This window comes from Kitasatospora sp. NPDC057904 (genome assembly GCF_042887925.1).
Classification (GTDB): Bacteria; Actinomycetota; Actinomycetes; order Streptomycetales; family Streptomycetaceae; genus Kitasatospora.
This window is the reverse complement of record NZ_JBHVOL010000002.1, coordinates 436,060-448,876: the sequence shown is the minus strand read 5'-3', so window position 1 is coordinate 448,876 and position 12,817 is coordinate 436,060. Positions and strand designations below refer to the sequence as shown.

Annotated in this window: 14 protein-coding genes; 9 read left to right on the top strand and 5 right to left on the bottom strand. The window is 72.0% G+C overall.

What is annotated here, in order from left to right; all coding sequences use genetic code 11:
• The first annotated feature begins 248 nt into the window (after window positions 1–248).
• Both ACFVSN_RS07460 and ACFVSN_RS07455 read left to right on the top strand, forming a co-directional pair.
• Entirely contained in the window at window positions 249–1,760 is a 1,512-nt protein-coding gene (locus tag ACFVSN_RS07460) for a hypothetical protein (RefSeq protein ID WP_387953906.1), read from the top strand.
• Between the two features lie 390 nt (window positions 1,761–2,150).
• Window positions 2,151–2,603 carry a peptidoglycan-binding protein gene (locus tag ACFVSN_RS07455; RefSeq protein WP_387953904.1) on the top strand — a complete coding sequence of 151 codons (453 nt, stop codon included), beginning with the start codon at window positions 2,151–2,153 and terminating at the stop codon, window positions 2,601–2,603.
• A gap of 55 nt (window positions 2,604–2,658) precedes the next feature.
• Here the strand turns inward: ACFVSN_RS07455 and ACFVSN_RS07450 are convergent, their stop codons facing one another.
• Both ACFVSN_RS07450 and ACFVSN_RS07445 read right to left on the bottom strand, forming a co-directional pair.
• The gene (locus tag ACFVSN_RS07450; RefSeq protein WP_387953902.1) at window positions 2,659–3,234 is read right to left on the bottom strand and encodes an AAA family ATPase; all 576 of its coding nucleotides are present in this window, start codon (window positions 3,232–3,234) and stop codon (window positions 2,659–2,661) included.
• A gap of 145 nt (window positions 3,235–3,379) precedes the next feature.
• Complete coding sequence (locus ACFVSN_RS07445; RefSeq protein ID WP_387953901.1) at window positions 3,380–4,342, bottom strand: GlxA family transcriptional regulator; 963 nt, start codon at window positions 4,340–4,342, stop codon at window positions 3,380–3,382.
• Between the two features lie 101 nt (window positions 4,343–4,443).
• Between ACFVSN_RS07445 and ACFVSN_RS07440 the strand changes: the two genes are divergently transcribed.
• Genes ACFVSN_RS07440 through ACFVSN_RS07430 form a run of 3 tightly spaced genes read left to right on the top strand, consistent with a single transcriptional unit; the run spans window position 4,444 to window position 6,050 of the window.
• A complete protein-coding gene (locus tag ACFVSN_RS07440; protein ID WP_380443964.1) occupies window positions 4,444–5,085 on the top strand; it encodes an HD domain-containing protein in 642 nt (213 codons plus the stop codon).
• Window positions 5,086–5,143: 58 nt separating this feature from the next.
• Window positions 5,144–5,659, top strand: coding sequence for an Imm50 family immunity protein (locus ACFVSN_RS07435; protein WP_387953899.1), 516 nt, complete (start codon window positions 5,144–5,146; stop codon window positions 5,657–5,659).
• Window positions 5,652–6,050, top strand: a complete 399-nt coding sequence (locus ACFVSN_RS07430; RefSeq protein WP_387953898.1) for an Imm50 family immunity protein — start codon at window positions 5,652–5,654, stop codon at window positions 6,048–6,050. The genes ACFVSN_RS07435 and ACFVSN_RS07430 overlap by 8 nt, the downstream gene beginning before the upstream one ends.
• A gap of 57 nt (window positions 6,051–6,107) precedes the next feature.
• Here the strand turns inward: ACFVSN_RS07430 and ACFVSN_RS07425 are convergent, their stop codons facing one another.
• On the bottom strand, window positions 6,108–6,548 hold the full coding sequence (locus tag ACFVSN_RS07425) for an SRPBCC domain-containing protein (protein WP_387953897.1): 441 nt from the start codon (window positions 6,546–6,548) through the stop codon (window positions 6,108–6,110).
• A gap of 260 nt (window positions 6,549–6,808) precedes the next feature.
• The gene (locus ACFVSN_RS07420; protein ID WP_387593464.1) at window positions 6,809–7,285 is read right to left on the bottom strand and encodes a MarR family winged helix-turn-helix transcriptional regulator; all 477 of its coding nucleotides are present in this window, start codon (window positions 7,283–7,285) and stop codon (window positions 6,809–6,811) included.
• A 43-nt stretch (window positions 7,286–7,328) separates the two neighbouring features.
• On the opposite strand from ACFVSN_RS07420, the gene ACFVSN_RS07415 reads away from it, so the two are divergent.
• Entirely contained in the window at window positions 7,329–8,231 is a 903-nt protein-coding gene (locus ACFVSN_RS07415; protein WP_387953896.1) for an alpha/beta hydrolase, read from the top strand.
• Between the two features lie 7 nt (window positions 8,232–8,238).
• Here ACFVSN_RS07415 and ACFVSN_RS07410 read toward each other — a convergent pair whose 3' ends face one another.
• Window positions 8,239–9,513 (bottom strand): ROK family protein, encoded by a 1,275-nt coding sequence (locus ACFVSN_RS07410; protein WP_387953895.1) that lies wholly within the window; start codon window positions 9,511–9,513, stop codon window positions 8,239–8,241.
• A gap of 103 nt (window positions 9,514–9,616) precedes the next feature.
• Here ACFVSN_RS07410 and ACFVSN_RS07405 point away from each other — a divergent pair, with 103 nt between their 5' ends.
• The 3 genes from ACFVSN_RS07405 to ACFVSN_RS07395 all read left to right on the top strand — a co-directional run bounded on the left by ACFVSN_RS07405 (window position 9,617) and on the right by ACFVSN_RS07395 (window position 12,816).
• On the top strand, window positions 9,617–10,942 hold the full coding sequence (locus tag ACFVSN_RS07405) for an ABC transporter substrate-binding protein (protein WP_387953893.1): 1,326 nt from the start codon (window positions 9,617–9,619) through the stop codon (window positions 10,940–10,942).
• Window positions 10,943–11,020: 78 nt separating this feature from the next.
• Entirely contained in the window at window positions 11,021–11,962 is a 942-nt protein-coding gene (locus tag ACFVSN_RS07400; protein ID WP_387953892.1) for a carbohydrate ABC transporter permease, read from the top strand.
• A complete protein-coding gene (locus ACFVSN_RS07395; RefSeq protein ID WP_387593454.1) occupies window positions 11,959–12,816 on the top strand; it encodes a carbohydrate ABC transporter permease in 858 nt (285 codons plus the stop codon). Before ACFVSN_RS07400 ends, ACFVSN_RS07395 begins: the two co-directional genes overlap by 4 nt.
• Window position 12,817 lies beyond the last annotated feature (1 nt).

The following is a 12,817-nucleotide window of genomic DNA, read 5'->3' as shown; positions in this document are numbered from 1 at the left end:
CCAGGGTCCGCTCGCGAATCTTGTCGGAGCCGTCCCTACGCACGCGACGCCTTCGTGGGCGACCGCGGCGACGGCCTGTCACCTGCGGTTTCGGGGGAGGACGGTTCGCCGGAACGGCTCTGCGTGGCTGATTGACTCCCCCTCGGACGAGCCGGAGGCTGAATTGATCTGATGCTGCGTCAGATCAATTGATCCGATGGAGGATTGCTGTGAGACAGAGACCGGTTCCCCGCTGCACCAGACCCCTGATGGCGCTGCTCGGAACGCTGGCACTGGCGGCGGGCGGACTCGCCCCGGCGGCGGCCGCGTACGAGCGGGGAGGCCCGCAGGTGCTGCTCGTGTGCAACGGCAGCACCGCAGCCTGCCCGAGCGGCGCCGCGCAGCAGTACGGGACCATCCAGGCCGCGGTCGACGCCGCACGCGGCGGTGACTGGGTGCTGGTCTGGCCCGGCGTGTACCACGAGAAGGCCACCGCCGAGGCCGGCGTGCTGATCACCACCCCCGGCGTCCACCTCCGCGGGCTCGACCGCAACCGGGTGGTCGTCGACGGCAGCAACGGCAGCGCGGCGCAGCCCTGCCCGGCCGACCCGGCGCTGCAGGACGCCACCGGTCGCAGCGGCGTCGTCGTCTCCAAGGCCGACGACGTCTCGATCGAGAACCTCACCGTCTGCAACTACCTCTCCGGTGCCGACGGCAGGGGCGGCAACGAGATCTGGTGGAACGGCGGTGACGGCAGCGGGCAGATCGGCCTGCACGGCTACCACGGCGCCTACCTGACCGCGACGTCCGGCTTCGGCGCGGCCGACCCGAACGCGTCCATGGCGCAGTACGGCATCTTCGCGTCCAACGCGACGGGCCCGGCGGAGATCGCGCACACCTACGCGTCCAACATGGGCGACTCCGACTACTACGTGGGCGCGTGCCGCGACATCTGCGGGGTGACGCTCCTCGACGCACACGGACAGAACTCGGCGATCGGCTTCTCCGGTACCAACTCGGGCGGCTACACCATCAAGGACTCCGAGTTCGACCACAACCGCAGCGGGATCGTGGCCAACTCGCTCAACAACGACGACGCGCCACCGCCCCAGAACGGCAGCTGCCCCGGCGCGCCGCAGCGCTCGTGCACGTTCATCGAGCGCAACTTCATCCACGACAACAACAACCCGAACTCCCCGCTCTCCGGGCTGGCGGGCGCGATCGGCGCCGGCATCGAGATCTCGGGCGGCCACGGCGACACGATCCGCGGCAACCGGATCCAGCAGCAGGGCAGTTGGGGCGTCGTCCTGCACGACTTCCCGGACAGCGAGACGCCGCCGCCGCTGAGCACCTGCCAGGGCGGGACGCAGCTGCCCGGCGTCTGCGTCTTCACGTCCTACGGGAACCTGGTGGCGGCCAACGAGTTCGGCCGCAACGGCTTCTTCGGCAACCCGACCAACTCGGACCTCGCCAACGAGTCGACGACGGCGCCGCACAACTGCTTCGTCGGGAACCACGGGACCGACGGCGCCGCCCTCACCAGCGACCCGGCGTCGATCCAGAGCCGCACGGTGGACGGTCCGCCCTGCGGTGAGGGTGCCGGGGTCGGCGACGACCAGCTGCTCTTCGGCGAGTTGGTGTGCGCGGCGGGCTTCGGCCCGTGCCCGATCCCGGACGCGGCCTATCCGCAGCGCACCGGTCTCGACCTGGCGCCGCTCACCGCGCAGGCGAGCATGGAGCGCCCGTGCGCGGGGCTGCCCAGGAACGCGTTCTGCGCGTAGGTGCCGACCCCGGTCTCCGGCCCGGCGGCCCGCGCCGCTGGGCCGGAGGCCGCCTTGTCATATAGGCGTGGTCAAATCACGTTAAAGGCCGATTCGTTGGCGGTGCGCCCAAAAAGCAGTTCGCCGATCGCGAGGAGATGATGTCGGCGCCCTGTTATGCCGATTCACGGTGATGGATATGGTGAATGGAGCCAGGGGTTCGGGGGTGGCCACAGGTTCGCGTGTGCACCAAAGGGGTGCCGGGTTTCCACTGCCTTCACCTGCGCAGATGGCAGAATGACCCATTCCGGAGAGGCCATCGAAATCTTCACAATCGGCACTGTCGATTCACAACTGATCGAGGGTAGCGTCGTCGTCGTCGTTCCGATTCCTGAATTGGGGGAAACACGCATGGCATCGAACCGGACCGCGAAGGCACTGCTGGGAATCATCACCGCCGGCGCCATCGGTGTCGGTACCCTCGCCGGTGCAGCGACGGCCGCCGCCGCACCCGCGCAGCAGACCGTGACCCGGACCATCACCATCCAGGCCGTCAACAACCTCGGCCTCAGCACCAGTGAGGCCCAGAGCGTGCAGTGCTACGTCCGCGACGCGGGATTCGACCCCGGCGCGATCGACGGCCAGCTCGGCGGCGGCAGCTGGAGGGCCTGGCAGAGCCTCCTCAACGCCCGCGGATACAACGCCGGGGCCGTCGACGGCCAGGTCGGCCCCAACACCATCAGCGGCCTCCAGCGCTTCCTCGTCGCCTTGAGCTACGACACCGGCGGCATCGACGGCGACGCCGGGCCCAAGACCAGGGCCGCGTGGAAGGCCTTCGCCAACCGCTGGGGAACCTGGTGCTGACCAGCGACTGAGCGCGGGCCCGTCCCGGGAGCGATCCCGAGGCGGGCCCGCGCCGCTATGTCCCGTGGTTGGCGAATGCGACGATCCGGGCCGGCGGCGGCGTCCAGCCGCGCGAGGTGTCGACGACCAGGCAGGGCACATCGAGCGCGATCGGGACCCACGACGCGATCGGCCGCTGCCCCTCGGCGATGCGGCGCAGGAGCTCGGAGTCCGCATGGACCGCCCGTGAGGGCTCCTCGGCGGCCCGACGGGCGATGCGGGTGTGAGCGATCTCGGGATCGACGGTGCAGCGCACGACGCGGACGTCGGCCAGCGGCACGAGCGGCGTCAGACCCGGCCGCCACAGCTTGTCCTGGAAGGCGGCCTCCGCCACCAGGTTCGTCCCCGACCGCACGAGCTCGCCGATGCTGCGGAAGAACGCCTCGAACGTCCGCAGGTCGAGGTCGTCGGCGGGAGCGGCGCCGGCCGCGACCATCCGCTCCTTGATCTCGTCACGGCACACCAGCGGCCACCCGAGCGCAACGGCCAAGGCATGCGCCAGCGTCGTCTTGCCCGCGCCCGGCGGGCCACTCACGACGACGAGCGCCGGGCGGCGCGGCGGCGTTCCGTCGGGGGTGACTGCGCTGAGCAAGGACGTGCCTTCCCGACCCGCTGCGAACCCGGGCCCACTCGCTGACGATCGCGACCTCGTCGAGGGTCTCACGGGGTCGTGGTTCAGCTCCAGGGCCGTCGGCGGTGACGGCCAGGAGGCCGCGACCCGTGACTGTCGGCCGCGCTCATGACGGCCCACCGCCGGTGCTGCCGAACCTGGCGCGGTACTCGCTCGGCGTGGTGCCCAGGTGGCGGGCGAAGGCGCGGCGGAGGGTCTCGTCGCTGCCGAAGCCGCTGTGGCGGGCGGCGTTGGTGATGGTGTGGCCGTCGAGGAGGAGTTGTTGTGCGCGGTCCAGGCGGACGCGTTCGACCCAGCGGGCGGGGGTGGTGTGGAGTTCGGTGTGGAAGAGCCGGGTGAGGTGGCGGGTGCTGACGGCGGCGGTGGCCGCCATCGCGGGGAGGCTGTGGTCGGCGGCCGGGTCGGCGAGGACGGCGTGGGTGAGGGCGCGCAGGAGGTCGCCGCGGGCGGGCGGCGTGGCCAGGGCGGTGGAGAACTGGCTCTGGCCGCCCGGGCGTTGGACGAAGACGACGAGTTCGCGGGCGATGTCCCGGGCGACGTGGGCGCCGTGGTCGTGTTCGACGAGGGCGAGGGCGAGGTCGATGCCCGCGCTGATGCCCGCGCTGGTGTGGAACCGGCCGTCGTGGACGTGGAGGGCGTCGGGTTCGACCCGGACCCGGGGGTGGCGTTGCGCGAGGGCGTGGGCGTGGCGCCAGTGGGTGGTGGCGCGGCGGCCGTCGAGCAGACCGAGCGCGGCGAGTACGAAGGCGCCGCTGCACACCGAGGCGACCCGCTGCGCCCGCTCGGCGAGGGCCGTGGCCGTGGCGAGGAGGTGTTCGTCGGGGCCGTCGGCCGCGAGGTGGTCGGCTCCGGCGATCACGAGTGTCCCCAGGGGCCCGGCGAAGTCCGGGGCCGGGGTGGTGGTGAGGGCCACGCCGTTGGCGGTGGTCACGGTGTCGCCGTCGGGCGAGACGAGGGTGGTCGCGTAGGGGTGGCCGAAGCGGCCGGCCTGGTGGAACACCTCCATCGGGCCGCTGACGTCGAGCAGGGTGACCCCGTCGAACACGAGGAAGGCGACCCGTCGCGTCATGTCCGAATCCGAGGTGTGCGTGTCTGTACGGACATGGCGCCAGCCTACGCCCCCGGGCGAGTGTGGAGGAGTCCACGAGCGGACCACCGAAGGAGAGGGCCATGACGAACGAGACGGTCGCAGGAGTGCGCATCCCGGACAGCGCCCTGGCGCGCGAGGCGACGGAGCTGGTGCGCGAGGCGGCCTCGCCGCTGCTGTTCGACCACTCGCGCCGGGTGTTCGTGTTCGGGGCGCTGCGCGGCGCCGAGCAGGGCCTGGAGTTCGACCCGGAGCTGCTGTACGTGGGGGCGATGTTCCACGACCTGGGCCTCACCGACCGCTTCGCCCGCACCGACCGGCGGTTCGAGATCGACGGCGCGGACGAGGCCCGCCGCTTCCTGACGGCACACGGCGTGGCCGGCGAGCTCGCGCAGCGGGTCTGGACGGCCGTCGCCCTGCACACGACACCGGAGATCCCGCTGCACATGGCGCCGGAGATCGCCCTCGTCACCCGCGGGGTGGAACTGGACGTCCTGGGCATCGGCTACCACGCCTTGACCGACGAGCAGCGCGCCGCCGTGGTGGCCGCGCACCCGCGGCCCGACTTCAAGAACCGCATCCTCGCCGCGTTCACCGAGGGCATCAGGAACCGCCCCGGCACGACCTTCGGCAACGTGAAGGCGGACGTCCTGGCCCACTTCGTGCCGGGCTTCGAGCGCGGTGACTTCGTCGAGGTGATCAAGGGCTCGGACTGGGCCGAGTAGGACGCGCAGTATCATCCCAGGTCAAGACGGTGAACGAGGCATCCGGAGGGGCGGACCCATGTCGGCCGACGCATGGCCGGAGCTGCTGTTCGGCTCCGAGCAGTTGATCGCGCTGTACACCGGACTGCCGCCCCTGGAGGGCCTGGTGCTCCGGTCGGTGCAGCTGAATCCGCGCGGCGCCGGGGTGACCCTGCGGGTCGAGTTCCCGTGCTTTCCCGACCTCGCTCCGCAGGACTGGACGGACGCGGGCTGCGACCGGTTCGAGGCGCAGGTCGAGTTCACGGCGGTGGAGGAGGACCTGCGGATGCGGGGCCTGCCCGGCGGCACCGTGGTCGACGTCGAGCTGAGCCGCTACCTGCGGGACCGGGAGCGCCGGATGGCGGTCGGGGTGCGCGGGCCGGGGTTCTCGCTGGACTTCACCGCGCACGCCGCGCTCAAGGCGGGGCACCTCAACGCGTACTGCTCCGGCGGCGCCGAACCGTACGCGGCGAAGCGGTGGTTCGTGAGCCCGGTCGATCGACGCCTGTACGGCAGCGTGCTGCCGCCCACGACCGCGAAGGTGTTCTATGGGTGACGGCCACGACTGGTCGGCGGAGTTGGCGAACCCCGGGACGATCCGCGAGGTCCTCGGCGCACCGCCGCCCCCGCTGAGCGACTACGGCCTGGACTCCGTCCTCGTCGACGAGCGCGGCGCGTCCGTCACGTTGCGGTTCTCCGCGTTCGCCGTCCCGGCCGGCGCTGCGGACCTGTGGCGGGAACGCGGCCACAACGCGGTGGAGTTCGTGCTGGTGTGCCTCGGCGTGACGGACTTCGAGGTGGACGCGTGGTCGGGCTGGCCCACGACCCGCGCCACGCTCACGGGCAGGCGGGTCGTGCTCGGCGGGCGGGGCAAGCACGTGTCCTTCGCGGCGGCCGAGATCCGCGCCGAGCCGCCGGTCGGACGGCTCTGGAGCCGGTACGAGTGACGTGCGGCGAGGGCCGAAGGGGGATGCCCCTCGGCCCTCGCCGCACGACGCGGCCGTTCAATGCCAGTTGCTGATCCTGACGTCGCGCGGAGCGGGCGCGCCCGCGCCGGTTTCGAGCTCGGCCTTGAGGCTCATCAGGAACGTGGCCCACTTGGTGCTGCAGTGGTACATGAACTCCACCGGCTCCCTCCAGTCCTCGTGCCGGAACAGGACGATGGTGTAGTCGTCCTCCCGCTTGAGGTCGAAGCGGATGCGGGTGCCGATCCACTCCTCGGGGCCGTCGATGACCTCCCAGAGGACCCGGCGGCCGGGCTCGGTCTCCAGGACCTTCATGTCGAAGCCGCCGGGGCCGAAGCGGAACCGGACCACGCCGCCGGGGCCGGCGTCGCCGTCGGTGTCCTCGGTCCACCAGCTCGCCAGTCCGTCGACCGTGGTCAGGGCCGTGAAGACGGCCTCCGGGGACGTCGTGACACCGATCCGGTGCAGGATGTCCGCCATGGCGGGTACCTCTCTCTCGTGTGCGGTTCTCGTGCGGGCTCAGCTCTCCTGGCTGCGCTGGATCGCCTCGGCGATCCGCTTGATGCGCTGCAGGCGGGCGTCCCAGGCGGCACCGACCGACGACAGCTGGGCGACGGCGCGGGCGAGTTGGGCCTCGTCGACCTGGTAGCGGCGCTCTCGTCCGGAGGGCGTGTCGTGGACGAGCCCGACCCGGCCGAGGACGCCGAGGTGTTTGGCGACGGCCTGCCGGGTGACCAGGGTCAGCCCGTGGGCATGCCGATCTGCCGGCGTTCGAGCGCCGAGCGCAGCGTCGCGAGCGCCTGCGCGGCGGCCGTCACCGACGCGTCGTCGAGCGTGTCGCCGATCAGCTCGGCGAGCCCCGCCGTGAACGTCCGCTCGGCCGCGTCGACGAGCTGCGCCCCGTCCTCGGTCAGTGCGAGCAGGGAGGAGCGGCGGTCGGAGGGGTTCGGTCGCCGGGCGACCCAGCCCTGCTTCTCCAGGCGGTCGACGCCCTTGCTGGTCGCCCCGATGCCGACCGCGAACCCGGTGGCGAGGTCCGCCACGCGGGCTCCGGGGTGGTCGCGCAGGTACCGCAGGAACTCGAACTGCGAGGTCACGATGCCGTGCCGGGCGCGGAGCCGGTCGTTGAGCGCGTTGTAGAGCCGCGTCTCGCACCGGACCAGATCGGCGAAGAACTCCGGGAGCTCCATCGGCTCATCCCTCGATTTAGATTCCATGGCATATAGTGTAGCGGCAGGTACTTTCGAGGGGAGCCCCATCATGAGCAGGGAACAGCGTGCGCGGATCGACGCGATGCTGCGGCAGCCGCGTCCGGAGAGTCCCCGGACGGTCGAGGAGGTCCGGGCCGGATTCGAGGCGCTGATGGCCGGGATGATCGTGCCCGACACCATCCGCACCACGGAGACGGCGCTCGGCGGCCGGCCCGCTCTCAGGGTCGAGCCGGACGGTGCGCCACGCGCCGGGACGATCCTGTACTTCCACGGCGGCGGCTGGGTGTACGGCTCGCCCCGGACGGCGCTGTCGCTGACCGGCAACCTCGTGGCCAGGACCGGCGTCGGCGCGTACTCGCTGGATTACCGGCTCGCCCCGGAGCACCCGTTCCCGGCCGCGATCGAGGACACGCTGAGCGCCTACCGGGACCTCCTCGACCGCGGCGAGGACCCGTCGTCGATCGTGTTCGCCGGCGACTCCGCGGGCGGCGGACTCGCCGTCACCGCCTGCCTCGCCGCCCGGGACGCGGGCCTGCCGCTGCCCGCCGCCGTCCTGGCGCTGTCGCCGGGCGTCGACGCGACCCGTACCGGCGACAGCATGGTCACCAAGGAGGACGCCGACCCGATCTTCACCCGCGCGGACCTCGACCGCACCGGTGCCCTGTACCTCGCCGGGGCCGACCCGCACCAGCCGCTGCTCAGCCCGGCCGTCTGCGCCGACCTGACGGGCTTCCCGCCGATGCTCGTCCAGGTGGGCGCCAACGAGCTCCTGCTGGACGACTCCACGCGCCTGGCCGCGCGCGCCGCGGCGGCCGGCGTGGACGTCGTCCTGGACGTCACCGCCGACGCGCCGCACGTGTTCCAGGCCTTCGTCGGGGTCCTGGACGAGGCGGACGAGGCACTGGACCGCGCGGCACTCTTCCTCACCCAGCGCTTGCGCGCAACGGGCTGACCGACCGTCATTCTGTGCTCATCACCCGCGTCGGGTCGCGGTAGACCGCGTCGAGCGCGAGTAGCGCGGCGCCGCGGGTCGTGGCGGTCAGGCCGGTGCGGGAGAGGACGATCTCGCAGCCGCCGGCGTTCGGGGCCATCACGAGGTCGTGGACCTGCTCGGTGACGCCGGGGAGGAGGTGTTCGCCGAAGAAGGCGAAATGGCCGCCGAGGACGACGAGCCGGGGGTTGAGGATGTCGACGAGGAGGGCGATCCCGGGGGCCAGGGCGTCGGCGATGCGGTGGAGGGCGTCGAGCGTGCGGGGGTCCCCGGCCCGGGCGCGGGCGCGCAGTTCGGTGAGGCGGCGCTCGACGTCGATCATCGGGTCCCACACCATGTCGCCGGGGTCGGCGGCGTGGCGCAGGAGGGCGTCGCGGCCGACGGCCGTCTCCCAGCAGCCGCGCCGGCCGCAGGCGCAGGGCTGCTCGGAGGGGACCAACCGGAGGTGGCCGACCTCGCCCGCGTAGCCGCCGGTGCCGCGCAGGAGCTGGCCGCCGGCGATGATGCCGACGCCGACGCCGGTCTGGCCGGTGACGTGCACGAGGTCGCGGACGCCGGCGGCGGAGGCCGGGACGTACTCGGCGAGGGCGCCGAGCTTGGCGTCGTTCTCCAGGTGCAGTTCGGGGGCGGTCGGGCCGAGGCGCCGGCGCAGGCCGTCGAGCGCCCGGACGCCGCTCCAGCCGATGTTGGAGGCGTACGTGACGGTGCCGGTGGCGAGGTCGACGGTGCCCGGGGTGGCGAGGGTGACGCCGACGACGCGGCCGCCGGCGCGGCGCAGGCGGTCGGCGCCGCGCGCGATCAGCCGGGCGATGGTGTCGAGGACGGCGTCGGGGCCCGCGGCGCGGACGTCGAAGGGGACGCGTTTCTCGGCGGTGACCTCGCCCTTGAGATTGACGGCGAGGAGGCTCACGTAGTCGACGTCGATCTCGGCGCCGATGCCGTGGACGCCGGTGCCGTCGATCTCGACGCTCTGGCCCGGGCGGCCGACGGTGGTGCGGTCGCGCTCGGTCCCGCCCTCGCGGATGAGGCCGCCCTCCAGGAGTTCGGCCGTCAGGTTGGAGACCGTCGCCTTCGGCAGGCCGGTGTCGTCGGCGATCCGGGTGCGGGTGCGGGGGCCGTCGTCGCGCAGGAGGCGCAGCACGAGCCCGAGGTTGGCGCGGCGGGAGGAGGAGCGGTCGCGGGCGACGGCCGGTCCGGCCATCGCCAGGTTCCGGACGCCGTCGCCGTCGTGTGCGGATCCCATCGCTCGCTCCTTCTCCCTTGACTTCGGCCCGAGTTGGTTCAAACAATAACCGAACGAATTCGCAGTGCCCAGGTTCCCTCAGTACCTCACCGAGGAGGCGCACGTGAAGCCAAGTCCCGTCACCACCACGCTCGTTGCCGCGCTGGCCGCCGTCACCGCGTCGACCCTGCTGGCCGGCTGCTCCTCTGGATCGTCCGGCGGCGCGCCGGGATCGGCGGCCGCGGGCGGCACGGTCGAGCTGGAGTTCTGGGGCTGGGCCCCGGGCTACGACCAGGCGGTCGCGAGGTTCAACGCGTCCCACCCGAACGTGCGGGTGACGTTCGGCAAGACCGCGTCCGGCTCCAAGGGCGGGTACACGAAGATGCTCACGGCGGCCAAGGCGGGCAACGCGCCGTGCCTGGCCCAGGTCGGGTACGAGACCCTGCCGAGCTTCGCCGCCGCGGGCGCCCTCACCGACATCTCCAGGTACACCGGGGACGCCAAGTCGCAGTTCGCCGAGTGGACGTGGAAGCAGGTGACGATCGGCGGGCAGACCTACGGGATCCCCGTCGACACCGCGCCGATGGCGCTGTTCTACCGCAAGGACCTGTTCGCCAGGTACGGCATCACGACGCCCCCGGTCACGTGGGACGAGTACGCGGCCGACGCCGCCAAGGTGCACGCCGCCGACCCGACCGTCTACCTCGGCGACTTCGGCAACGACGCCTACAACTACGCCGGTCTCGCCTGGCAGGCGGGCGCCAAGTGGTTCGGCACCGGGAACGACCAGTGGCAGGTGAGCCTCGACAGCGCCGCCAACAAGAAGGTGGCCGGCTACTGGCAGGACCTGCTCGACCGGAAGCTCCTGAAGGCGGACCCGAGTTACGACCCTTCGCTGTACGCGGACCTGACGGACGGCAAGATCCTGTCCGACGTCAACGCGGTGTGGAACGCCCCCACGCTGGCGGCGAGCGTCAAGAGCGGCGCCGGTCAGTGGGCGGTGGCGCCGATGCCCGTGTGGGACGCGGCCAACCCCGCCTACGGCAACGACGGCGGCTCGGCCACCGCCGTCCTCAAGGGCTGCGCCCACCCCAAGGAGGCGGCCGAGTTCGCCACCTGGATGAGCACCGACCCCGGCAGCGTGGGCGACCTGATCACGGTCACGGGCATCTACCCGGCCGCGACCTCCGGGCTCGCCAACCCCGCGCTCGGCAAGCCCGATCCGTTCTTCGGCGGACAGGTGATCTTCGACGTGTTCCGGGCCGCGAGCGCGCACATCGCCACCGACTGGCAGTGGGGGCCCACCATGACCCAGACCTCCACCGACCTCGGCGACGGGCTCGGCAGGGCGGGCACCGGCGGCGCGACCCTGCCGGGCGTGCTCGCGGACGTGCAGGGCAAGACGGTGGCCGGCCTGAAGCAGCAGGGCCTCGCCGTCGCCGGCGGCTGACCACCCGTCGACCCGGCCCCGCGCCACCCCCACGGGCGCGGGCCCGCCATGGTCACTCCCCGAGGAGGCAGCACGCCCATGAAGACCGTCCACGCCGGGCGGACAGCAGTGCGGAAGTCCCTGTGGGGCTCCGGAGGCCCCCGTCGCCACGGCCGGACGGCGGCGCTGTTCCTGGCCCCCTTCCTGCTGCTGTTCACCGCCCTCTACCTCGCGCCCATCGGCTACACCGTCCACCAGAGCCTCTTCCGGATGCACCGCTCCGGGCTCGGCCTCACCGCCCCCACCCAGGTGTTCGCCGGCCTCGGCAACTACGCGACGGCGCTGGGCGATCCGGCGTTCCGCGGCTCGCTGCTGCGGGTGCTGCTGATCGGCATCGTGCAGGTGCCGGTGATGCTGCTGCTGGCCCTGGCGCTCGCGCTGCTCCTCGACGCCGGGTCGACCCCCTTCAAGCGGTTCTTCCGGCTGGCCTTCTTCCTGCCGTACGCGCTGCCGGGGGTGGTCGGCGCGATCATGTGGTCCTACCTGGTGGCCCCCGGGCTCAGCCCGATCACCGCCGCGGGCGACCACCTCGGCCTGCACCTCGATCTGACGTCCGACGGCATGCTGGGCCCCACCATCGGCAACATGCTCACGTGGGGCTGGACCGGCTACAACATGCTGATCCTCTACTCCGCCCTCCAGTCCATCCCGCCGGAGATCGGCGAGGCCGCCCTGATGGACGGCTGCTCGGCCCTCGGCGTCGCGTGGCGCATCAAGGTGCCGATGATCCGGCCGGCGCTCGTGCTGACCACGGTGTTCTCCATCATCGGCACCGCCCAGCTCTACAACGAGCCGGCGATCCTGCACACCGTGGCACCGAACCTGAGCAGCACCTACACGCCCATCTACGCCGCCTACAACGCCGTGGACGTCGACAACTTCAACCTCGCGGCCACCGAGTCCGTCGTCCTCGCGGTGCTCGCGTTCGTGCTCTCCTTCGGCTTCCTCAAGCTCGTCCAGCGCCGGGGGGTCGCGCAGTGAACACCACTTCCGGGCGTCAACCCGCCTCCCGCTGGATCGTGTTGGGCGCGCTGCTCCTCGCCTCGGTGTACTTCCTCGCGCCGGTGTGGTGGTTGCTCGTCGCCTCGACGAAGACCAGCAGCGGGCTGTTCTCCGGAAACGGCTTCTGGTTCGGCGACTTCGCGCTCCTCGACAACCTGGACCAGGTGTTCACCCGGCAGGGCGGCATCTACTGGGAGTGGCTCGGCAACAGCGCCCTCTACGCCGTCGGCGGCGCGGGCGTCAGCACGCTGATCTCCGCCATGGCGGGGTACGCGCTGGCCAAATACCACTTCCGCGGGAGGGAGTTGACGTTCAACGGCGTGCTCGCCGCCGTGCTCGTCCCGCAGCCGCTGCTGGCCGTGCCGCTGTACCTGCTGTTCTCCCGACTGCACCTGGTCAACAGCTACTGGGCGGTGCTGCTGCCCAGCATGGTCAGCCCGTTCGGGGTCTACCTCGCGCGCATCTACGCCGCCGCTTCCGTACCGGACGAGCTCATCGAGGCCGGGCGGATCGACGGCGCCGGCGAACTGCGGATCTTCGCCACCATCGCGCTGCGCGTGATGTCGCCCGCGCTCGTGACGGTGTTCCTGTTCCAGTTCGTCGCCATCTGGACCAACTACCTGCTCCCCGTGCTGATGCTGGCCGACGACCACCTCCAGCCGGTCACCGTCGGCGTCGTCGGGTGGCAGTCCCAGCGGGCGATCGGGCCCGGGGCGCCGCCGCTCAACGTCGTCGTCACGGCGGCCATGGTGTCGGCGATCCCGCTGGTCGTCCTGTTCCTGTCCCTGCAGCGATTCTGGCGCGCCGGCCTCACCGCCGGCAGCACCAAGTGAG

Coding starts and splice junctions, on each gene's coding strand:
- ACFVSN_RS07415 (WP_387953896.1), top strand. CDS start 7,329: ATGAGCAGGGAACAGCGTGCGCGGATCGACGCGATGCTGCGGCAGCCG.
- ACFVSN_RS07445 (WP_387953901.1), bottom strand. CDS start 4,342: ATGACGCGACGGGTCGCCTTCCTCGTGTTCGACGGGGTCACCCTGCTC.
- ACFVSN_RS07460 (WP_387953906.1), top strand. CDS start 249: ATGGCGCTGCTCGGAACGCTGGCACTGGCGGCGGGCGGACTCGCCCCG.
- ACFVSN_RS07410 (WP_387953895.1), bottom strand. CDS start 9,513: ATGGGATCCGCACACGACGGCGACGGCGTCCGGAACCTGGCGATGGCC.
- ACFVSN_RS07430 (WP_387953898.1), top strand. CDS start 5,652: ATGGGTGACGGCCACGACTGGTCGGCGGAGTTGGCGAACCCCGGGACG.
- ACFVSN_RS07455 (WP_387953904.1), top strand. CDS start 2,151: ATGGCATCGAACCGGACCGCGAAGGCACTGCTGGGAATCATCACCGCC.
- ACFVSN_RS07435 (WP_387953899.1), top strand. CDS start 5,144: ATGTCGGCCGACGCATGGCCGGAGCTGCTGTTCGGCTCCGAGCAGTTG.
- ACFVSN_RS07400 (WP_387953892.1), top strand. CDS start 11,021: ATGAAGACCGTCCACGCCGGGCGGACAGCAGTGCGGAAGTCCCTGTGG.
- ACFVSN_RS07440 (WP_380443964.1), top strand. CDS start 4,444: ATGACGAACGAGACGGTCGCAGGAGTGCGCATCCCGGACAGCGCCCTG.
- ACFVSN_RS07420 (WP_387593464.1), bottom strand. CDS start 7,285: ATGGAATCTAAATCGAGGGATGAGCCGATGGAGCTCCCGGAGTTCTTC.
- ACFVSN_RS07425 (WP_387953897.1), bottom strand. CDS start 6,548: ATGGCGGACATCCTGCACCGGATCGGTGTCACGACGTCCCCGGAGGCC.